Source organism: Polaribacter sp. KT25b (assembly GCF_900105145.1).
GTDB lineage: Bacteria > Bacteroidota > Bacteroidia > Flavobacteriales > Flavobacteriaceae > Polaribacter.
In genome coordinates this window covers 2,953,311-2,975,582 of the sequence record NZ_LT629752.1, presented here as the reverse complement: position 1 = coordinate 2,975,582, position 22,272 = coordinate 2,953,311, and the positions used below count along the sequence as shown (strand labels likewise).

The window sequence follows — 22,272 nt, the reverse complement described above, 5'->3', positions numbered from 1 at the left end:
AAATATTTTTGTAACTTTAGTTCGCTATGAAAAGGTTACTTAATTATTTACCCTTCCACTTTGTGGGACTTCTTATTTTAGGAATTTATTTACAATTTTACCATCAAATTTGGCAATTTGGTTTTCTAAAATTATTTGCATCAATTTTAGTTACTTCTTTATTCTTGTTGATTCTCAAAAACAAGAAAATAGTTACAGTCGTATCTTTTATTTTGTTCTTTTTTATTGGCGTTTCTGCTATTTATTTTACGAATGATGTAAATTACAATAGCTATTATCAACATTCTTTAAAAGACAATTCCTCAGTGGTTTTAAAGGTTGATAAAGTGTTAAAATCTAGCACTTATTATGATAAATATGAAGTTGAAGTCACACAAGTTGATGGAATCAAATCCAACGGAAAAGTTTTATTAAATGTAATAAAAGATAGTTTAAATACAGCCTTAAAAGTAGATGAGTTATTGGTTGTGAAATCTAGCTTTCAAGAAATAAATTCGTCATTAAATCCGCATCAATTTAACTACAAAAACTATTTAGAAAGGCAAGGAATTCATCAACAGTTATTTTTAGAAAATAAGCAATTAAAAAGAATTGGATTTCAGGGTTTTTCTTTACTTGGTATTTCAGCAAAATTCAGAAACATTATAGAAGAATCTCTTCAAAAATATAATTTTAAAACGGATGAATTAGCGGTTATAAACGCTTTGATACTTGGGCAAAGACAAGATATTTCTAAAGAATTAATTTCTGATTATCAAAAAGCAGGAGCGATACATATTTTAGCAGTTTCTGGTTTGCATGTTGGTATTATTTTACTCATTTTATCCTGGATTTTTAAACCTTTAGAAAGATTAAAAAACGGGAAAATTATCAAAACAATTTTGGTTGTTTTATTTCTTTGGATGTTTGCCTTCGTTGCAGGGCTTTCTGCATCTGTAGTTAGAGCTGTAACCATGTTTACTTTTCTGTCTGTTAGCTTAACTTTTAAAAGGAAAAACGTGATTGAATTTTCATTAATTTCATCTATGTTTTTATTATTAGTTGTAAAACCTATGTTTTTGTTTGATGTTGGTTTTCAGTTAAGTTATTTGGCTGTTTTTGGCATTATTTGGGTGCAACCTAAATTGTATAAAATGTACAAACCAAGATTTAAAATAGTTGATAAATTTTGGCAATTGATAACGGTTTCTTTTGCTGCTCAAATGGGGATTTTACCTCTGAGTTTATTTTATTTTCACCAATTTCCAAGTTTGTTTTTGTTGTCTAATTTGGTAATTATCCCTTTTTTAGGTGCTATTTTAATTGGCGGAATTGTAATTATTTCTCTTTCATTACTTGGTTTTTTGCCTCAGATCTTAGCAACTATTTATGGGTTTGTAATTTCGTTAATGAACAACTTTGTTGGTTGGATTTCTATGCAAGAACAATTTTTGTGGAAAGAGATTTCGATGTCTTTTTTATGGATGATTACATTCTATTTTCTTGTGATTTTTGGCACGCGTTTTTTGATTGATACATCAGCTAAAAAGCTTATTTATTTTTTAATTTCAATTGTACTAATTCAAAGTGTTTTTGTGTTTGAAAATCATCAGAAGAAAACAAAAAAAGAGTTTATTGTATTTCATAAAAGTAGAAACTCAGTAATTGGAATTAGAGTAGGGGAACAGCTATTAATTCATCATGATTTAGATACTTTGGCGATTGAAAAATCAAACTTTATAACGTCTTATAGTATTGGAGAAAATATTAACAAGGTTTTTAAAAATACTATTCCTGCAGTTTTTCAATTTAAAAAAGAGCAAATTTTAATTATTGATAGTTTAGGCGTTTATCAGCTAAAAGGTTTGATAAATCCCATTGTAGTTTTGCAATATTCGCCTAAAATAAATTTAGAAAGATTGATTAAAACCATCAGTCCAAAACAAATTATTGCAGACGGAAATAATTATAAAACCTATGTAAATAATTGGAAAGCTATTTGTGAAAAGCAAAAAACTCCATTTTATTACACAGGTAAAAATGGAGCTTTTGTTTATGAAAAAAAATGAATGAACTAACTTTTAAATTCAGGTATAAATGCTTGTTGATATTCATTATATTTCTCTTGATTCGTTAACTCAATATGTTTGTCTTCAGCTAACATTTTAAGATAAAACTCTAGTTGTTGAGGATTGTAAAAACCTTTTAACGGAATTACAAATTCGCCTTTTTCATTTAAAAAAGCAATTGTAGGATATGCACTTATCCCCATAAAATCAGCAAATTCATGAGCGCTATTTCTAGAGTTTGCTCTTGTTTCATCGTAATTAGGATTGCCAAAAGTATGTTCTTTATAGTTTATAGTTTCATTACCTTCTCCATTAAATTTTACAGCATAAAAATGTTCATTAACATACGCTACAACATCTTTATTATGAAAAGTTTCTTTGTCTAAAAGTTTACAAGGTCCGCACCAATTTGCATACACATCCATCATTATTTTTTTAGGATTTTCTTTCTGAAGTTCTAAAGCTTTATTTAAAGACATCCAATTTATTTCTTGTGCTTTTAAATTGAAATTAAAAGCTAAAATTGTTATAAGTACTATTATTTTTTTCATGTTTTAAAAGTCGAAATTTATAGGTTAAATTTACAAAAAGTTGAATATTTTTTATCTAATTCCATGCATAAGTTTTTTAATAATAGGGTTTAATACTAAAAATATCAAACCTACAGCAGCTGGAATTATTGTAAATATCAGAAAGAAAAAAGACATAGAATATTGCTCTACAATTGGGTCTATATAACTACCTGTTTTGGCCGCTAAATAATTTCCTAAAGCGTTTACCAAATACCAAATACCAAACATCATACCAATTTTCTTTGCAGGAACTAATTTAGAAACGTAAGAAAGACCAACAGGAGAAACACATAATTCGCCCATTGTATGAAAAAGATAAGCTAAAAACAACCAAACTAAACTTACGGAAGCTGTTTTTGCTCCTTGCGGAATTGAGCTAGATCCATAAGCTAAAGCACCAAAACCAACTCCTAGAAGAATCATACCAATTCCGAATTTTACTGCAGCTGATGGATTGAATTTACTTTCCCACCATTTAGAAAATAAGGGTGCTAAAAAGATGATAAAAAGTGAATTTAAAATTAAAAACCAAGAAGCTTCTATTTCTGCATTTTGTTGCGGAATAATAACAGAAAGTTTCCAGATTACAATTCCCCAGATACTTAAAAAACTTATACCTAAAACCGTATTTGATAGTGTTATTTTTTTGAAAGTTTGCCCAAATAATTTTAGTAAAACCCATGAAATAATGATTAACGGAACTGTAGAAACTAAAACATCTACAATTTTAAAAGTTAAGGCAGCGTTGCCTGTTAACGCTCGTTGTGTATAATCTTTTGCAAAAATATTCATAGAACCACTTGCTTGCTCAAAAGCCCACCAAAAGAAAACGGTAAAGAAAGCTAAAATTGCAACTACAATATATCTATCTCTTTGAATATGATTGGCAACTGTTTCTTCTGGAGTTTCAACATTTGCAACAGCGTCAGATAAGTCTACTTTTTTACTTGGCGAAGTTCCTATATTTTCGAAAATTTCTCTACCAAACCAAAACTGTAAAGTTCCTAAAAACATAAAAATTCCTGCTAAACCAAATCCCCAAGAATAACTTAAGTTATTTGCTAAAAATCCGCATAATAAAACACCTAAAAAACCACCAGCATTTACACCCATATAAAATATGGTAAAAGCGCCATCTTTTCTTTCAGGATATTTGTCATACAATCCACTAACGATAGAAGTTACATTTGGTTTAAATAAACCGTTTCCAATAATTAATAAAGCAATACCAATATATAAAGTGGTTTCTGTTTCTAAAGACATTGCTGCATGACCTAAAGTCATTGCTAACGCTCCAAGTGCAACAGCTTTTTGATATCCTAATAATTTATCAGCAATAATACCACCTATTAATGGCGTTAAATACACCGAACTTGTGTAGATTCCTAAAAGTCCTAAAGCTCTTTCTCTTGTCCATTCCCAACCTCCATCAGAAAAAGATGCGGTTAAGAATAATACAAAAATTGCTCGCATTCCGTAATAAGAAAAGCGTTCCCACATTTCTGTAAAGAATAATACAAAAAGTGCGGGTTTATGATTTAATAAACTAAATTCTTTGTTTGTTGTAACTGTACTCATAATGATTGTTATTAAAAGAATAAAACCTCATAAATTTTAGTTTATGAGGTTTTGATTGATGTTTTTTAGTGAACGTTACCTAATAGTTTTTTCATTAATGGGGAGAATACTAATACGATTGCTCCAGCTCCAATTGCATAGAGAGCAATTAGGTGAAATCCATCAGTATATATTGTTAGTGTTTCTAAACCACCAACATTTGCGTCTGTACTTTCAATTGCCAATTGTTCTGAAATAAACCCTACAATTTGAAAAGCAAAAGCAGATGATAAAAACCACACTCCCATCATAAAAGCTACAATATTTTTTGGAGATAAATCTGTAATTTTTGATAATCCAACAGGAGACATAAATAACTCTCCAACAGAAATGATAAAATACATCGCAAATAAATAATAGAAAGGAACCATACCATTTTCGTCTGCACTTGCACCACTTATAGATAAAATATAGAAACTTGCACCAGCTAAAAGTAATCCTAAACCAAATTTATATGGTGTTCTTGGATTCATATTTCTTTTAGATAAATATCCCCATAAAAGTGAAATAGGAATTGCTAAAATAATTATGAACATGGAGTTTAGTCCATTAGTTTGGCTTGCGCTCATTATACCGTCTAGGTCAACATTTCTTGATGCAAACAGAGTAATTACACTTCCAGATAATTCATGAAAACCCCAAAAGAGAGTCATGAAAAAGGTAATTAAAACTGCCATAATTAATTTTTTTCGAGCTTCATTAGTTTTTAAATTAAAAATAATGTAACCTAGATATACTAAAACAGCAACTCCAATAAATTTAAAAATAAAGCTAACATAATTATCTCTCCATGCTGCTAATAACCATGCAATTCCTGGAGCAGCTAAAAATGCTACAATCGGAATTAGAGTTTTTTGAGGAATACCTACTAATTTTTTCTCGTAAACTTCTTTGCTTGGTGGCATTCCTTTATCACCAAAAACATTGGTTTTAATTCCTCTCCAAAAAGCAAATAATCCAGTTAACATTCCAATTCCTGCTAATCCAAAACCATAATGATAACCATATTTAAGAGCTAATAATCCGCATAAAAAAGGCGCAACCATACCTCCAATATTAATTCCCATATAGAAAATAGTAAAACCAGAATCTTTTCTTACGTCTCCTTCTTTATATAAAGAACCTACAAAAGTAGAAATGTTTGGTTTAAAGAAACCATTACCAACTACAATTAAAGCTAGTGCTAAAAAAAAAGCAATATCATTTTCTATAGCTAAAACAAAATGGCCTAATGCCATTAAAATTCCGCCTAAAAATATCGAAGCTCTCATTCCTAGTATTTTATCAGAAATTTGCCCGCCAATTACAGTTGAAGCATATACTAAAGAACCATAAGAAGCGTAAACTACAGCTGTTGCAGTATCGCGCTCGGCAATTGCTTTAAATATTTTTTCTACCATGTAAAGCGTTAATAACGCCCTCATTCCATAGAAACTAAAACGTTCCCAAAGTTCGGCAAAGAACAAATAAAATAACCCTTTTGGATGCCCAAATAGTTGTTGTTCTTCTGTTGAAATAATTGATTTTGACATATGTTTCTCTTTTGAATTCTACTGATTTATGAATTACTGTTTATTTAAATTTTCGTCGATAAAGTTAGTCATTTTTGTGTACAAATTTAATCGCGTATTTTTTCCTTCTACAATTGCATGTGTTCTGTCTGGATACATAAACATATCAAATTGTTTGTTGGCTTCGATTAAAGAATTTATCATTCTATACGAGTTTTGTACGTGTACATTATCATCACCAGTTCCGTGAATTAATAAATAATTGCCTTGTAACTTTTCTGCGTAATTTATTGGTGAATTATCATCATAACCACTTGCATTTTCTTGTGGAGTTTGCATATAGCGTTCTGTGTAAACAGAATCGTAAAAACGCCAAGAAGTTACTGGTGCAATTGCAATTGCTGTAGAGAAAATATCACTTCCTTTTAAGATGCAATTTGTACTCATAAAACCACCATAAGACCAACCCCAAATACCAATATTATTTTTATCAATATAAGAAAGTTCAGCTAATTGTTTTGCTGCAGCAATTTGATCTTCAACTTCATATTTACCTAATTCTTTTTGCGTAATTTTCTTGAATTCGGCACCTTTAAAACCAGTACCTCGTCCATCAACACAAACTACAATCATTCCTTTTTGTGCTAACATATTGTGCCAATAATCTTTGTCGATGTTCCATTTATTTCCAACTTGTTGAGATCCTGGACCAGAATACTGAAACATCAACATTGGATATTTTTTATTCTCATCAAAATCAACAGGTTTTAGCATCCACATATTTAAATCATTGCCATTTATGTTGATCGTAGAAAACTCTTTCTGACTCATTTTATAAGTCGATAATTTTGTTTTTAACTCAGCATTGTCTTTGATTACTTTTATTTTTTCTCCTTCAGCAGCATACAAAGAATAAATTGGTGGAGTTTCTGCGGATGAAAACGTATTTATAAAGTAGTTTAAGTTTTTGCTAAAAGCAGCAGTATTTTCTCCCTCATTATTACTTAATAACTTTTTATTGTCTCCGTCTAAACCAATAGAATAAACGCCTCTATTTGTAGAGCCATTTTCTACAGATTGATAATAAATAGTGTTTTTAGCTTCATTAAAACCATAATATCTAGTTACTTCCCAATTTCCTTTTGTAATTTGATTGATCAATTTTCCGCCAAAATCATAGTGATAAATATGATTAAATCCGTCTTTTTCGCTAGTCCAAATAAAGCTATTATCATTTAAAAAAGTAAGATTATCAGTAATATCAATATACGCTTTATCAGTTTCTTCCAAAAGTAAAATAGAACTGCTTCTAAGCGCATATATTTTATGCAGTTTTAAATTATTTTGATGGCGATTTAAAGTCGTTGCAACGAGAATATTTGCATCATTTGTCCATTTAATTCTCGGAATATATTCATAATCGCCCAAGGCAATATTTTTACTATTTTTTGATGAAAGCGTATACATGTGTAAAGTAACATCAGCATTTTTTTCTCCTGCTTTTGGATATTTAAAAACTTGCTGTTTTGGATACAATTCCGACCCAACAATATCCATAGAAAAAGTAGGGACATCAGTTTCATCAAAACGTAAAAAAGCTAAATAATCACTGTTTTTACTCCACTCGAAAGCTTTTACAAAACCAAATTCTTCTTCGTAAACCCAATCAGTTATTCCGTTTATAATAGAATTAAATTTACCATCTTTAGTAACTTGAGTTAATTTATGATCATTCGTTAAATTTAAAATATAAATATTATTATTTTTAACGTAGGCAATTTTTTTACTATCAGGAGAAAATGTTGGTTCTTGAATATCTTCACCAATCAGCATTAATTTTTTAGAGCCAATATTGTAATAATAGAAAGTACCTGTAAATGAGTGTCTATATATTTTTTTAAAATTTGTTCCTAAAATTAAAGAAGATTCTTCGGCATTAAAACTATAGGAAGAAAAACTATCTAAACCCTCTAGATTTTTGCTGTTTACAATTGTTTCTACTTTCTCTAAAGTTTTGTAACTATAAGCGTCTACAGTAGTTTCTTTTGTTGTTTTATCAACATTTATTAAAGAATAAAAATCGCCATTCATAGAATTTAAAGCGATCATACTTTGTGGTTTAAATGTGTCATCCCATATTTCTTCTAGGGTGATTTCTTTAGTTCCTGATGTCAAATTTGAAGTAGTTTTTGTGTGTTCTTTACAGCTAATTAAAAGTGATATTGATACTAAAATGAATAATTTTTTCATTTGATACTTTATATTTCATGAAAGTTTGCCAAGTTTACGCAAAAATTCGCAAAAAATATCTTAAAAAAGGATAAAAGTTGATTATTTCACATTTTTAGAAAGGTTTCAATTATATTTGTTGATTATAGTTTATAGATACATAAATGAGTAAAATTATAGCTGGATTTTCAAAGTTTACCAAAGAAGAAAAAATTGATTGGTTAACTAAAAATTACTTTCACAATCAAACAGAAACTGTAAATATTATTAAACAATATTGGAATATTGATACTGATTTACAGGAACTTCATGATGATTTTATAGAAAATACTATTTCTAATTTTTACATGCCTTATGGCGTTGCGCCAAACTTTATAATCAATGATCGTGAATATGTAATTCCGATGGTTGTTGAGGAAAGTTCTGTAGTTGCGGCAGCTTCTTTGGTGGCAAAATTTTGGAGCACAAGAGGCGGATTTAAAACGAAAGTAATTGGCACTAAAAAAATTGGTCAAGTTCATTTTATGTTTGCTGGTGATAAACAAGATTTAGAAAGCTATTTTAATCAGAATAAAACAGAACTTTTTGCAGCTACAGCTTCCATCACTAAAAATATGGAAAAACGTGGTGGTGGAATTTTATCAATTAATTTGGTTGATAAAACAGCTAAACTTGCAAATTATTATCAATTGCATGTCACTTTTGAAACGAAGGATTCAATGGGCGCAAACTTTATCAATTCTTGTTTAGAAGCGATTGCAAAAAAGTTTGAAAATGAGGATATAGAAATTGTAATGAGTATTCTTTCTAATTACGTTCCAGAATGTTTAGTTAGAGCAGAAGTAAGTTGTAAGATTGAGGAATTAGGTGGCGAAAATCCGCAGAAATTTGCAGAGAAATTTCAGCAAGCAGTAAAAATAGCAGAAATTGAACCTTACAGAGCGGTAACTCATAATAAAGGAATTATGAACGGAATTGATGCTGTTGTTTTAGCAACTGGTAACGATTTTAGAGCAATTGAAGCGGGTGCACATGCGTATGCGTCAAGATCAGGGCAATATTCTAGTTTATCTCATTGTTCTATTGATGATGGAGTTTTTAAATTTTGGATAGAAATTCCGTTAGCTTTAGGAACTGTTGGTGGTTTAACAGCTTTGCATCCAATGGCTAAACTTTCTTTAGAAATGTTGCAAAAACCATCCGCAAGAACTTTAATGCAAATTATAGCAGCAGCAGGTTTAGCACAAAATTTTGCAGCTTTAAGAGCTTTAACAACCAAAGGAATTCAGCACGGACACATGAAAATGCACTTGCAAAATATCCTAAATCAGTTTGAAGCAAATGAAGAAGAAAAAGAAATAATTACCGTGTATTTTGAGAAAAGAACGGTTTCACATTCTGCTGTTGTAGAAAAATTAAATTCCTTAAGAAAGCCAAAAATAAATTGGATTAATTTTTTAGATGAAAATAGCGTAAGAGCTCATTTATCAAAATTAACTCTAAATTCTAAACCCAATTTTGGTTTGATGAATGCACAACAAATGATTGAACATTTAAGTGCAGTAACGCAAATTGCTAATGGAAATTGGGTTGTAAATACCTTTGTTTCTGATGAAAAAACAGCTCGTAGAAAACCATTTTTAAACACAGAAAACGAATTACAAACAGGTTTTAAAGCTTCTTTTTTAGCGGAAGAACCAAATGATTTAAAATTTAATTCTATAGCAGAAGCTATTGATGATTTAATAAAACAAGTAGCCATTTTTGTAAAAGTTTTTTCTGATGATAAAAACAGAACAGTAGTTCATCCTTTTTTCGGAGAACTAGATTTTGAGTATTGGCAAAAGTTTCAAGTAAAACATTTTACGCATCATTTTAAACAATTTGGATTATTATAATGAATTTTTATTCTAACGGAAAACTTTTATTAACAGGAGAATATTTGGTGTTAGATGGCGCAAAATCTTTGGCTGTTCCAACAAAATTTGGGCAAGATTTAATTGTTGATAAAATTGCAGCACCTCAATTAATTTGGGGAAGTTTTACATATTCTGGAGAATGTTGGTTTGAAGCTGTTTTCGATTTGCCAAAACTACGTTTAGTAAGTTGTACATTTAATTCTGATAAAGAAGGAAATGGAGAAATTATTGCAGAAACTTTGTTAGATATTTTAAAAGAAGCTAAATGCTTAAATCCAGATTTTTTAAATTCAGAACATGGCTTTTTGGTAAAAACAAATCTTACTTTTCCAAGAAATTGGGGATTAGGAACTTCATCAACATTGATTAATTCTATAGCTTCTTGGTCAAATGTAGATGCTTTTAAATTATTATGGAATTCCTTTAAAGGAAGTGGTTATGATATTGCTTGTGCACAAAATAATACATCAATATTTTATCAAATAGAAGATGAAAAACCAATTGTAGAGAAAGTAGCATTCAATCCAAGTTTTAAAGAAAATTTGTTTTTTGTGCATTTAAATCAGAAGCAAGATTCAAAAGAAGGAATTGCAAAATTTAGAGAAAGTAGTATCAATTTTGATAAAGAAATAAAAAGGATTTCAGAAATTTCTGATGAATTTTTATCAGCAAAATCAATTGTTGATTTTGATAAATTAATAGTTGAACATGAACAAATTATCAGTTCGATTATAAAATTGAAACCAGTAAAAGAAAAATTATTTCAAGATTATTTTGGAGCAATAAAAAGTTTAGGAGCTTGGGGAGGAGATTTTGTTTTAGTAACAGGAAATGAAAAAACTCCAACTTATTTTAAAAATAAAGGATTTGAAACTGTATTGACTTATAATCAAATGGTTAAGCCCACCTTAATCCTCCCAAAGAGAGGAAACTAGAACGTAAAAAACATGCAAGAAAAACATACAGATAAAGAGAATAGTGGATTTTCCCCTTTGGGGAATAAAAAGGGGCTTCAAATAATAATTGTTGGAGGTGGAGCAGCAGGTTATTTTACAGCAATAAACGCAAAAGAAAATAATCCTGATTTAGATATTACAATTCTTGAAAAAGGGAAAGACGTTTTGCAAAAAGTAAAAATTTCTGGAGGAGGAAGATGTAATGTAACGCATGCGTGTTTTGAGCCAAAAGAATTGGTGAAATTTTATCCAAGAGGAGAAAAAGAATTACTAGGTCCTTTTCATAAATTTATGACTGGCGATACTTTTGAATGGTTTGAAAACAAAGGTGTTCCGCTTAAAATTGAAGATGATAATCGTGTTTTCCCAGAAGCAAATACAAGTCAGGCTATTATAGATTGCTTTCAAAATGCTGTTGATAAGTTGAATATTAATGTGTTGACAAACTGTGGAGTGAATTCAGTTTATCAACAAGAAAATAAATGGATTATCAACACAAAAGAAGAGGTTTTTGAAGCTGATAAAGTAGTTATTGCTGCAGGAAGTTCTAAGAAAGTTTGGGAATTATGTGAAACTTTAAATCATACTGTTGTAGAACCTGTTCCGTCTTTATTCACGTTTAATATCAATGATAAAAGATTGGTAGATTTATTAGGTATTTCTGTGCAAAATGCAACTGTTTCTATTTCTGGAACAAAATTAGAAGCTTCAGGACCTTTGTTAATTACACATTGGGGAATGAGTGGACCGGCAGTTTTAAAACTTTCTGCTTTTGGAGCAAGAGTTTTGGCTGATAAAAAATATCAATATAATGTGGAGGTAAATTGGTTGTCTAGACCAACCGAAAAAGTACTAAATGTTCTTTTAAATTTAAAAAAGAAAGAGCCAAGAAAAACCGTGATTTTAAAATCGCCTTTTACAGAAATTTCTAAAAGATTGTGGGAGCGTTTTGTGCTTGCAGCTGGAATTAGAATTGACCAAAATTGGGCAGATTTAAATAATAATCAACTAGAAAATTTAGCAAATCAATTAACGAAAGGAGTTTTTAACGCAAATGGTAGAACTACTTTTAAAGATGAGTTTGTAACAGCTGGAGGCGTTGATTTAAAAGAAATTGACTTTAAGCGTTTTGAAAGTAGAAAACATAAAAACCTCTTTTTTGTGGGTGAAGTTTTAAATATTGACGCAGTTACAGGTGGATTCAATTTCCAAAATGCATGGACAGGTGGTTTTATTTGTGCGAATGCTTTGGCGGAATAGATAAATTATTAAAAACGTCATTGCGAGGAACGAAGCAATCTGCTATTTAAGAGAGAGATTGCTTCGTTCCTCGCAATGACGAATTGAAAAAAAATAAACAATGGCATTAACAGAATCAAACGAATTTAGAATTGGCACAAAAGCTCAGGATTTTAATTTAATCAATACAGTTGATGATAATTTCCTTTCTTTAGAAAATGCAAAAGGAGAAAAAGGAACTGTTATTATGTTTATATGTAATCATTGTCCGTTTGTAATTCATGTAAATTCTGAATTAGTAAAAATGGCGAATGACTATCAAAAAAAAGGCATTCATTTTATAGCAATAAGTTCGAACGATGTTGAGAATTACCCACAAGATTCACCAGAATTGATGAAACAATTAGCAATAGATGAAAACTATCCTTTTCCTTATTTGTTTGATGAAACTCAGGAAGTAGCAAAAGCGTATGATGCTGCTTGTACACCAGATTTTTATGTTTTTGATGCTGATTTAAAATCAGTTTATCACGGGCAATTAGATAATTCAAGACCAGGAAATGGAAAACCAGTAACAGGAATTGATTTAAGAAATGCTCTTGATAATTTATTGGCTAATAAATCAGCAATAGAAAATCAAAAACCAAGTATGGGTTGTGGAATTAAGTGGAAATAAGTTTTTATAAACTGTATCAAACATCATTATTTACTTCAATCCAATATCCATTTGGGTCTTGAAAATAAATTTGTAGAATTCCATCATTTCTAACATAATCTTTTTTTTGTGTGTTTTTCCAATCAGAATAATCAATTTGTAGTTCTTTTAAATCGACTACAAAAGAATCTATATCAGCCGTTGATAAAGCAAAATGAACTGCCTTGTTTACCTTTATTTCAAAATTAGGACGCGGAATTAAATGAAGTTGTTTGTCTTCTCCAATAGACAACCATCTGGTTTTAGAATTAGAAGCTGTGTTTTTAATTTCTTTAAAGTGAAACACTTTTTGATAAAATTTGATAGATATATCTACATCTCTTACAGAAAGTGCTATATGATTGAATGAAAAAGTATGCATTTATAAAATTTTAAAATGTTTAAATAACATTTTTGAAATTTAATAAAGAAAATCTAATTTTAATTGTTGTTTAGCTTTTATTTTTCTAGAATTGATTTTTTTTTTGGGGAGTGATGATTGCTATTATTTCAAAATTCGACTTCTTCTCTAAAAACTGATTTAATATTTGTAAATATTGAGGTAATAACGAATCTTACAAACAGATTTTGTTGTAAGTAAGATTCGTTATTATTTATTTAATTAAGCAACTTTGTTTTGTTTTTTGGTGTTTAATAGGTTGTTAATTAGTTTATTCCATTTTTCTATAGATTCTAATTCTCTATATGGTTGATAGCTAATTTCTGAATTGTAAAATTCTAAAATAACATCAGGTTTGTTATTATCAACAGCACTTAAGTTTAAATTTAACTTGTCAATTATTTGATCATTATTAGATGATGAGCTACTGATTTTGTTTATTTTACAATTCTTAATCAATGAAAGATTAACAAACTGAATTTTAAATACTTCATATGTTTTTATAATAAAGGAAACAGAATTTTTAGATTCATCAATACCAATAGCGTAATTACCGCAAATTTCATATTGGGTAATTTCAGAACCATTCTGTTTTGCTAAATTTTTTAGTGAGTTTATCAACTCTTTTTCCTTTTTCTTTTTACTTCTACTTGTTAATATAAAAGGCATTGCGCATAATGCAACACATACTAATCCTATAATTGTTGTTCCTAAATTCATTTTATGTTTTTTAATTTTTGATACACTAATTTTTATATGTTGTGGTAATTCACAACATATAAGTACTTAAATTTTAACTACAAAAGATGTAGTTCTTAGTGGAAAAGTATTACCAAAAATTATGGAAAGGAAAAATAAGATCAGACTTTCGATGCCTAATCAATATGTTTTTTAAGTAATTATTATACTGTTTAAACTTTGAATTAAACAATAATTCATTTGAATTGGAAATTAACCAAAATAAATTATCAGGCGATTCAAAAGTTGGTAATGAGTATTCTGTTAAATTAGATTGTAAGCTTTCATATTGTTGCGTATGAATAAAAAGAACTTTTGATGTTGTAGATACATATTCTTTCTGTTTATTATCTTTTACAACATTTTGTTCGCTAAAATAAGCAGATGAATTTGCAGAAAGATAAATACCAAAACAATAAATTGAAATTAGTAGCAATACTTTTATTATTTGATGCTTATTCTTCATCATTTTTTATCTTCTTGTTAGACAAATCAAATTTAGCTTTTTTTATGAAATAATAAATTTAAAAGTTTGATAGCTTTAAAATATTTTTTGATATTTTAAATATCCATTTGGTTTAAAATATTCTTTAAAATAGTAGCTGATTCATCCAGTTGTTCTAGCTCTTTATTATTGAGTTTTAGTTTCATAATATGGTTAACTCCGGATGCATTTAATACTGCGGGTAAACCAATATATAGATCTTTTTCTGTGTCATAAATTCCGTCATTATAAACAGAAATCGGAATAATTCTATTTTCATCATTTAAAATAGCAGAGGTAATGCTTACCAAAGTCATACCAATACCATAATAAGTTGCTTTTTTACGCTTAATAATTTCATAAGCTGCATTTTTTACCGAATTATGAATTTCTTCTAAATCTTTAAATTCAATTTCTTTCATGGTTTCAATAATCTCTATAAGAGGTTTTGCGCCAACATAGGCCTGAGACCAACAAACAAATTCAGAATCACCATGTTCACCCATAATATATGCGTGAATGTTTTTAACAGAAATATTAATTTTTTGTGCAATTTCAAATCGAAGTCTTGCGGTATCTAGAGAAGTTCCGCTACCGATTACTTTAGAAGGAGGAAGACCAGAAGCTTTCCAGGCAACATACGTTAAAATATCAACAGGGTTAGAAGCAACTAAAATAATTCCGTCAAAATTATTTTTCATTACTTGCCCAACAACTATTTTCATAATTGCTGCATTTCTATTTAATAAATTAATTCTTGTTTCTCCGTCTTTTTGAGGAACTCCAGCGGTAATTACAACAATATCTGCACCTTCACAATCGCTATACTCACCAGCGTAAATTTTCATTTTTCTTGGAGCAAAAGACATACCGTGATTTAAATCCATTGCTTCTCCAATGGCACGCTCTTTATTGATGTCAATTAAAACTAATTCTTTAGCAGTACCTTGGTTTAATAAAGAGTAAGCAAAACTCATACCAACCATTCCTGTACCAATAATTACAACTTTGCTATTTGTTTTATTATTTGTTACCATTTTTTCTTTTTTAACTAAGAGATAAAATAAAATTTAAAATTTCAATTGTTAGTTAAAGTTACTTAAAAAAAATGGAAACAATATAAAAAGCTAAGTTTTATCAGTATAAAGTTTTAAAGAAAAACACGATTATTTTTTATGTTTTTTAGCATCAAAAATATAAGTAGAAAGTGATATTTTTAAATAAGATCAACTTTATGAAATGTTATGTTTTTATTGGTTGTTAACAAACACACATAAAAAACTATTGATTTGTCTGTGTCATATTATTTGCAACTACAATTATATAATTAGCAATTGTGTTTTTTTTCTCATCATTCATTTCATCCCATTCAGATTGTGTAACAGTAGTAATTGATTTTAGTTTTAACCCAGGTTGAATTTTATGAATCCACCAAATTATTCCTTGTTCATAATTAGAATGGTAAGATCCTTCAAAATGTAATAATAGATTTCCTGGTTTAAAGTTTTTAAGAGAAAAATGTGCCATTGTAGCATCTTTAGCAGCTTGTGCTGTTTGTATATTTAACATATTAGGTGGAACGTGACCGCCCATATTATCTGCCATTTCTGCATACGCTTTTACAGTTGGATCAAAATATTTTTTTAAATCTGGGCCAATCAATGCAAGTGCTTCAGTACTTAATTCATCTAAGGCATTTATTCCCTTTTTGTTAATCATTGCAGCATATCTTCTAGGAATATTAGATGCAATAAAACGAAGTTCGTTATCTTTTGCAAATTCAACCAATGGTTTATAATCTGTTTTATAATTACTCCATAATTGTGTTATTTCTGGAATCATTTTGTTTTCTGGATATAAACCAGCTAAATATTCATTTAAAACTAATTGGTTTCCACTTTCAAACATTTCTGCACCAAAAAACAGATTCTTTCCTTTAATCTCAAAAAAGCTTTTACTTATTTCTAGTTGCAACCAATGAGAAATAGGATTTGTATGATATTCGCCAAAGAAAACCATATCACTTTGTGCAAGATCTTTAACCATTTCATCATAATTTGCTAATTCCCCATTATTTTGAAATAATTGATAAGCAGGTTTATTTTGAGCTTTTGTAATGTTGATGATTGATAATAGTAGAAAACTTACTATAAAATGTTTCATAATGTTTAAATTTAATTTGAGGGTTTTTTAGTGATGTGAAAAATAGTTGTCAAAGGTAAATAAAAAATAGTTTTAGCGTGTTATCCTACTTCTCCTCTGTGAGGTTTTAAAGCATCTCTATATGTTTTCATATCAGCTTCATTTACAGTTATAAATGCAGAAAATAACATAGAATTTTTTTCTTGAATGTCAATTTCATGAAAAGCTAAGTTTTCGATAGTTGCAAATTCTTTTAAATGAATCGTATGATGTTTTGCTGTTTCTTGTGCATCTGGACCTCTAAAATCCCACAATAATTTTATTTTTCTGCTCATTTTTTATTTTTAATGATTGATGAAAATGAATAATTCTCCACTTTCAAAAGTAATTTTTAGTTTGTTTTTGATGGACTTATTTCTAGTACCAATTCTTTCTCCAAAAATTAAATCTTCTTTTCTTAACGGATATTGTAATCCATCAGTAATAATATTGGTTGCTTTTGGGAAAGGAACTAAAGAAACAATTTTGTCTTTAGAAATTGTAAGTTCTGTGCTTTTATCAGCTAAAAAATAACGACTATGATTGTCAAAAAAAGTAAGTTGTAATTTTTCTTTCCACTGAATTGTAGTGTGCAAGTTTCCTAAAAAATGATCTTGTTCTTTTCCACTTGCGCCAAAAATATCAATAGTTGTAAAACCTTTATCAAACAAAATTTGAAGTATTTTATCAAAATCTGTAAAATCTTGATTTGGTGTGTGAATTACTTCAATATCTTTTGGTAAATTTTCTAAAGAATCAAAATCACCACTTATGAAATCAGGAATTATTTGTTGTTCTTTTAAAAATTGATAAGCGCCATCTGTTGCACAAATTATTGCATAATCAGAAAATTCTGGAAGTGTTTTTGGTGGTTCTCCATTTAAAAGTAAAAAGACTTTTTTTTGTTTCATCAATTACAAAAATACAAACAAAAAAGCATCATTTCTAAAAAATTAGAAAGATGCTTTTATAAATAGAATGTTATGTTTTTATTTGATTGAAATTTCTAAAGAAGAAAATTCTTTTTGCAATTTTAATAAATCATTTTCTTTGTTTTTTAAATGATTATCAAAAAATGAAATTACAGTTTTATTAATAATTTTATAGGCTTCTTTTGGTTCGATAGTTCCAGATTCATTTAAAGTTGGAATATTAAACATTAAAGGAATATCCATAAAACTTGCATGACCAGAGTTTTTTATTTTTGCATCATAAAAAATGTTTTTACTACTATTTCTATATGCAAAAATGTTGAAGTTTGGATGTGGAGAAATCCATTCTGAAGAAATATTTAAAAATGGTTTTGTAAGAGATGTATCAATCATTTCTCCCCATTGAACGCCATCTAAATTTACACCAGCAGAAATTCTTTCATCATCTAAAATTGCTTGTCCTGCAGAAGAGCCGCCTTGCGAGTGCCCAAAAACACCAATTTTTGAAAGATTTAAATGATTTTCTAAAAATGAATTTCTGTTCCAAGTTTTTAAAGCATCTATCACAGAAACAAAATCTTTAGACCAATTTCTAGTAATCTCTGCTGCTATATAGTTTTTTAAAACCTCTTTAGAAACAGCTAATTTTTCTTCTTCAGTTTTAGCATTGTTATAATTTTGAGTTCCATTCCAAGCTAATTCAGCCATTTTTTGAGTGCTAATATATTTCTGATCATATTCTTGATTGTAGAGTTTTATGCTGCCATCAGGAAATAAAGTTCCAGTACTTTCGTAAGTGTGATTTATGTTTAAAACAATATAACCATGACTTACAATTTCTTCAATAATAGCATAATAACCAGAAGCTTTTGAGTAAGAGCCGTGAGAAAAAATAAGGATAGGAAATTTCTCGTTCGCAACTTTTGGACTTGCATACGTATTGGTTTCAACAGAATTTAAATAGTTAAAAGTACTGTTTGGTAAGCCATATTTTGCAGCAAAACTAAATCGATCTCCATTGTTTAGATAAGGCTCTTTTTCTTCATTTTTGATAATTGCAGGATACCAAACTTTTATCATCAATTCCCTTTTATCATCAGGATTTTCTGTAATTATTTCTTCTCTATCTGTTTTTAGAAGAATGTATTGTGAACCTACTTTATAATTTCCGGTTGTTTTTGGTAAATTAAAAATAGGCAAAACATTGGGTAGTAGAAATCCGATGATTAATAAGAGTAGTAAACCAATTATTTTTATCGTTTTTAGAAACCATTTTCCTTTTAAAAGAGAAAGTTCTTTATAAGAATAAATAGCTACAATAAGTAATAAAAAATAAATAGTAATCATTTGCCATCTGTAACCTTCAAAAATTAGATGAATTGCTAGTAACCCTAAAATTATGGGCAATTCTATTTTTTTGTTAGTTGTGGTTTTTCTGATAGAAAAATAAAAAATTGAAGCTATAGAAAGGATTAGTAAAATGATTTCAAAAATTCTCATACTTTATATTTTTAAAGGTTTAAACAAAAGAAATATAATACGGATTACTATCCAAAAAAAAGGAATGGACAAAGAATAGACAGGTTGTTTATTTGTTTGATATTTAGATGTTTAAAATAAAAGTGGTTAAGTCGTTATTTATTGATAGATTTAATTTTTTTCTTAAACGATATCTGGCTTTATTAACACTATCGGGATTAATATTTAGTAATTTACTAATTTCTTTTGATGATAAGTTTAATCGTAAAAAAGCAGCTAGTTTTAATTCGTTTGATGTTAATTTAGGTGCTATTTTAAAAAGATTTTCGTTAAAATTTGGATGAAGTTTTTCAAAATTAGAGAAAAAAGAATCTAAGTTTTCTTGGTTGTTATTGTTAATAATTTTAGCTAAATCATTATTTAAAGAAACTTGTAGTTTACTGTTTTCTAGTTCTAAATTCCTTATTTTTTCTTCCTTTTGTTTGTTTTTTAGTCGCTCAAAATTATCTAATTTTCTATGAAATCTTAAGTGTCTTCTTTTTGTGTTTTTAATTCGAGTTCGATAAGGTATTACAATGTATAAAACAATAAATAAAGCCAAAATACCTATAAATAATAAGCAAAAAATGAACCAAGTGTCTGTATTTATTTTAAAATTCAAATTATTAAAGAATTGTTTATTTAATGATATTTAAAATCGAATGTAAATTTATAATAATTTAAAAAAGGATTAGTTTTATCTTTGTAATAAATTTTTACACCTTGAATACAGATCAATTTTTAGTAAAATCGGAATTAAAACATATAGATACAGCAAGTTTTACTTGGCAAACACCAAGTAATATTGCACTAGTAAAATATTGGGGAAAAAGCAATCCTCAAATATCAAAAAATGCTTCTATCAGTTTTACTTTAAACAATTGCCATACAATTACTACAATAGATTTTTCGAAAAAACAAAACTCAGAATTAGTTTCAGAATTTAATAGAACGGTAGATTTTGATTTGTTTTTTGAAGGAAAGCAAAAGGAAGAATTTAAACCAAAAATTGCAGAATTTTTTAGAAGAGTAGAAGAATATTGCCCTTATATTTTTGATTATAAAATGACAATAAATTCAGAAAATTCTTTTCCACATTCAAGCGGAATTGCTTCATCCGCAAGCGGATTAAGTGCAATTGCAATGTGTTTAATGAGTTTAGAGAAAGAAATAAATGCCGATTTATCTGCAGATTTTATCAATAAAAAAGCTTCTTTTTTAGCCCGTTTAGGATCTGGAAGTGCAAGTAGAAGTATAGAAGGTCCTTTAGTTGTTTGGGGAAAACATCCTGCAATTGAAGGAAGCTCAGATTTATTTGGAATTCAGTTTCCTTATAAAGTGCATTCAGTTTTTGAAAATTATCAAGATGCAATTTTGCTGGTTGATGAAGGCGAAAAACAAGTTTCGAGTACAATAGGTCATAATTTAATGCACAATCATCCTTTTGCAGAAAGTCGCTTTTTGCAAGCCAATGAAAATTTAGCTAAAATGGCTAAAATTCTTCAAGAAGGAGACATAAAAAGCTTTGTTAATTTAGTAGAAAGTGAGGCCTTAACGTTGCATGCAATGATGTTGACGAGCAATCCTTATTTTATTTTGATGAAACCCAATACATTAGAAATTATCAATAAAATTTGGGAATATCGACAAGAAAATAACAGTAATATTTGTTTTACTTTAGATGCTGGCGCAAATGTACATGTGTTGTTTCCAGAGAGTGAAAAATTAAATGTATTGCAATTTATTGATAGTCAGTTATCTAAATTTTGTCAGAAAAATCATTACATTTGTGATACTGTAGGTTTTGGGGCAAAAAAACTTTAATTTTACAGATACTAAAATTGATCTCTTATGAAGGTTTCATCGCTATTTATTTTGATAATTATAAGCTTTTTAAGCATTTCAATTCAAAGTCAAGAAACTATTTGGTTAGATGAAAATTTAGAGAAAACTACAGAGCATAAAGCAAATTATTATAAAGTTGGTACTAAATTAGAAGGTGAAGTTTCGTATTTTTATAAAAATCAAAATATTTACAGAAAGGTGTTTTTTGTAAATGGTAAAGCAGAGGGGAATTACTCTGAATTCTATATTTCTGGAGAATTAAAAGAAACAGGAAGGTTAGAAAATGGTTTGCGTGATGGTGTTTGGAAAACCTATTATAAAAACGGTAAAATAGAATCTCGTGGTAAATATAAAGACGGCGAGAAAGTAGGAATTTGGAAGACTTTTTATAAAAATATTTAAAAAGTATACCGTACTATTTTTATTTGTATTTTTGCAATGAAAATTGATAAAGAAAAGAAAATGAAAGGACCACTTTTTTATGCTAAGATTCTACTTTTTGGAGAATATGGAATTATAAAAAATTCTAAAGGGTTAGCAATTCCGTTTAATACTTATAGAGGAGCACTAAAAACAACAGAAGTTTTAGAGGGTAAAGCAAAAGTTTCAAATGAAAATTTGTACAAACTTTACAATCATCTTTCTACTCTAGAGACAGAATTAGTTTCTTTTAATTTAAAAAAATTTAAAACTGATTTAGAAAAAGGAATGTATTTTGATTCTTCTATTCCGCAAGGTTATGGAGTTGGCAGTTCTGGCGCTTTGGTGGCGTCAATTTATGATAAATATGCATCAGACAAAATTACCGTTTTAGAGAATTTAACAAGAGAAAAATTATTAAGGTTAAAAGAAGTTTTTTCTTTAATGGAATCTTTTTTTCACGGTAAAAGTTCTGGCTTAGATCCATTAAACTCTTATTTAAGTTTGCCAATTTTAATCAACTCTAAAGAACATATAGAGCCTGCTGGTATTCCTTCTCAAAAACAAGGTAAAGGAGCTGTGTTTTTATTAGATTCTGAGCAAATTGGTGAAACAGAACCAATGGTTAGCATTTTTATGAATAAGATGAAAAACGAAGGTTTTAGAAAAATGTTAAATGAACAATTTGTTACTTATACAGATGCTTGTATCGAAGATTTTTTACATGGAAATGTAAGCTCATTGTTTTCAAACGTTAAGAGTTTGTCTAAAATAGTTCTTAAAAACTTTAAACCAATGATTCCGGATGCTTTTCATAAAGTTTGGGCAAACGGAATTAAAACAAACGATTATTACTTAAAGCTTTGTGGCTCTGGAGGTGGAGGTTATATTTTAGGTTTTACAGAAGATTATGAAAAAGCTCAGAAAAGTTTAAAAGGTTATAAAACAGAGCTTGTTTACAGGTTCTAA

General features: G+C 28.7%; 21 protein-coding genes and 1 pseudogene. 9 read left to right on the top strand and 13 right to left on the bottom strand.

The genetic code is table 11. The annotated features are described in order from the left end of the window. Positions 1-26: 26 nt before the first annotated feature. Positions 27-2,048 carry a ComEC/Rec2 family competence protein gene (locus BLT70_RS12795; protein WP_091895007.1) on the top strand — a complete coding sequence of 674 codons (2,022 nt, stop codon included), beginning with the start codon at positions 27-29 and terminating at the stop codon, positions 2,046-2,048. A gap of 5 nt (positions 2,049-2,053) precedes the next feature. On the opposite strand, the gene BLT70_RS12790 is transcribed toward BLT70_RS12795, so the two are convergent. The 4 genes from BLT70_RS12790 to BLT70_RS12775 form a co-directional block, all read right to left on the bottom strand. Next, positions 2,054-2,599, bottom strand: a complete 546-nt coding sequence (locus BLT70_RS12790; RefSeq protein WP_091895005.1) for a thioredoxin fold domain-containing protein — start codon at positions 2,597-2,599, stop codon at positions 2,054-2,056. 51 nt (positions 2,600-2,650) lie between these two features. After that, complete coding sequence (locus BLT70_RS12785; RefSeq protein ID WP_091895003.1) at positions 2,651-4,198, bottom strand: peptide MFS transporter; 1,548 nt, start codon at positions 4,196-4,198, stop codon at positions 2,651-2,653. A 65-nt stretch (positions 4,199-4,263) separates the two neighbouring features. Further along, positions 4,264-5,769, bottom strand: a complete 1,506-nt coding sequence (locus BLT70_RS12780) for a peptide MFS transporter (RefSeq protein ID WP_091895001.1) — start codon at positions 5,767-5,769, stop codon at positions 4,264-4,266. A 33-nt stretch (positions 5,770-5,802) separates the two neighbouring features. Continuing rightward, positions 5,803-7,998 (bottom strand): S9 family peptidase, encoded by a 2,196-nt coding sequence (locus tag BLT70_RS12775; protein ID WP_091894999.1) that lies wholly within the window; start codon positions 7,996-7,998, stop codon positions 5,803-5,805. A gap of 143 nt (positions 7,999-8,141) precedes the next feature. Between BLT70_RS12775 and BLT70_RS12770 the strand changes: the two are divergent. The 5 genes and pseudogenes from BLT70_RS12770 to BLT70_RS12755 form a co-directional block, all read left to right on the top strand. Then, positions 8,142-9,410 (top strand): annotated as a pseudogene (locus BLT70_RS12770) (hydroxymethylglutaryl-CoA reductase, degradative); the annotation flags it as partial. Positions 9,411-9,503: 93 nt separating this feature from the next. Then, complete coding sequence (locus tag BLT70_RS17435) at positions 9,504-9,875, top strand: DUF1569 domain-containing protein (RefSeq protein WP_368086357.1); 372 nt, start codon at positions 9,504-9,506, stop codon at positions 9,873-9,875. Next, entirely contained in the window at positions 9,875-10,831 is a 957-nt protein-coding gene (locus BLT70_RS12765; RefSeq protein WP_091894995.1) for a GYDIA family GHMP kinase, read from the top strand. The genes BLT70_RS17435 and BLT70_RS12765 overlap by 1 nt, the downstream gene beginning before the upstream one ends. Before the next feature lie 12 nt (positions 10,832-10,843). Then, positions 10,844-12,112: an NAD(P)/FAD-dependent oxidoreductase gene (locus BLT70_RS12760; RefSeq protein WP_091894993.1), complete on the top strand. Its 1,269-nt coding sequence runs from the start codon at positions 10,844-10,846 to the stop codon at positions 12,110-12,112. Between the two features lie 100 nt (positions 12,113-12,212). After that, a complete protein-coding gene (locus BLT70_RS12755) occupies positions 12,213-12,767 on the top strand; it encodes a thioredoxin family protein (protein ID WP_091894990.1) in 555 nt (184 codons plus the stop codon). 16 nt (positions 12,768-12,783) lie between these two features. Here the strand turns inward: BLT70_RS12755 and BLT70_RS12750 are convergent, their stop codons facing one another. The 9 genes from BLT70_RS12750 to BLT70_RS12710 all read right to left on the bottom strand — a co-directional run bounded on the left by BLT70_RS12750 (position 12,784) and on the right by BLT70_RS12710 (position 19,660). Next, positions 12,784-13,167 carry a VOC family protein gene (locus BLT70_RS12750; RefSeq protein ID WP_091894988.1) on the bottom strand — a complete coding sequence of 128 codons (384 nt, stop codon included), beginning with the start codon at positions 13,165-13,167 and terminating at the stop codon, positions 12,784-12,786. A gap of 240 nt (positions 13,168-13,407) precedes the next feature. Next, entirely contained in the window at positions 13,408-13,905 is a 498-nt protein-coding gene (locus BLT70_RS12745) for a hypothetical protein (protein ID WP_091894986.1), read from the bottom strand. A gap of 109 nt (positions 13,906-14,014) precedes the next feature. Then, positions 14,015-14,392, bottom strand: coding sequence for a hypothetical protein (locus tag BLT70_RS12740; protein WP_157691908.1), 378 nt, complete (start codon positions 14,390-14,392; stop codon positions 14,015-14,017). A gap of 92 nt (positions 14,393-14,484) precedes the next feature. Then, positions 14,485-15,444, bottom strand: a complete 960-nt coding sequence (locus tag BLT70_RS12735) for an L-lactate dehydrogenase (protein WP_091894982.1) — start codon at positions 15,442-15,444, stop codon at positions 14,485-14,487. A gap of 244 nt (positions 15,445-15,688) precedes the next feature. Then, positions 15,689-16,570: a ChaN family lipoprotein gene (locus BLT70_RS12730; RefSeq protein WP_091894980.1), complete on the bottom strand. Its 882-nt coding sequence runs from the start codon at positions 16,568-16,570 to the stop codon at positions 15,689-15,691. 80 nt (positions 16,571-16,650) lie between these two features. Continuing rightward, positions 16,651-16,884 (bottom strand): hypothetical protein, encoded by a 234-nt coding sequence (locus tag BLT70_RS12725; RefSeq protein WP_091894978.1) that lies wholly within the window; start codon positions 16,882-16,884, stop codon positions 16,651-16,653. 9 nt (positions 16,885-16,893) lie between these two features. After that, the gene (locus BLT70_RS12720; RefSeq protein ID WP_091894976.1) at positions 16,894-17,499 is read right to left on the bottom strand and encodes a thiamine diphosphokinase; all 606 of its coding nucleotides are present in this window, start codon (positions 17,497-17,499) and stop codon (positions 16,894-16,896) included. Positions 17,500-17,577: 78 nt separating this feature from the next. Beyond that, positions 17,578-19,020, bottom strand: coding sequence for a hypothetical protein (locus tag BLT70_RS12715; protein WP_091894974.1), 1,443 nt, complete (start codon positions 19,018-19,020; stop codon positions 17,578-17,580). Between the two features lie 103 nt (positions 19,021-19,123). Continuing rightward, the gene (locus tag BLT70_RS12710; protein ID WP_157691907.1) at positions 19,124-19,660 is read right to left on the bottom strand and encodes a hypothetical protein; all 537 of its coding nucleotides are present in this window, start codon (positions 19,658-19,660) and stop codon (positions 19,124-19,126) included. Between the two features lie 101 nt (positions 19,661-19,761). On the opposite strand from BLT70_RS12710, the gene BLT70_RS12705 reads away from it, so the two are divergent. From BLT70_RS12705 to BLT70_RS12695, 3 genes are read left to right on the top strand one after another with little or no spacing between them, the layout of a single operon-like run. Further along, complete coding sequence (locus tag BLT70_RS12705; protein WP_091894970.1) at positions 19,762-20,862, top strand: diphosphomevalonate/mevalonate 3,5-bisphosphate decarboxylase family protein; 1,101 nt, start codon at positions 19,762-19,764, stop codon at positions 20,860-20,862. A gap of 27 nt (positions 20,863-20,889) precedes the next feature. Next, positions 20,890-21,285 carry a toxin-antitoxin system YwqK family antitoxin gene (locus tag BLT70_RS12700; protein WP_091894968.1) on the top strand — a complete coding sequence of 132 codons (396 nt, stop codon included), beginning with the start codon at positions 20,890-20,892 and terminating at the stop codon, positions 21,283-21,285. A 60-nt stretch (positions 21,286-21,345) separates the two neighbouring features. Then, positions 21,346-22,272, top strand: a complete 927-nt coding sequence (locus tag BLT70_RS12695; protein ID WP_091897672.1) for a mevalonate kinase — start codon at positions 21,346-21,348, stop codon at positions 22,270-22,272.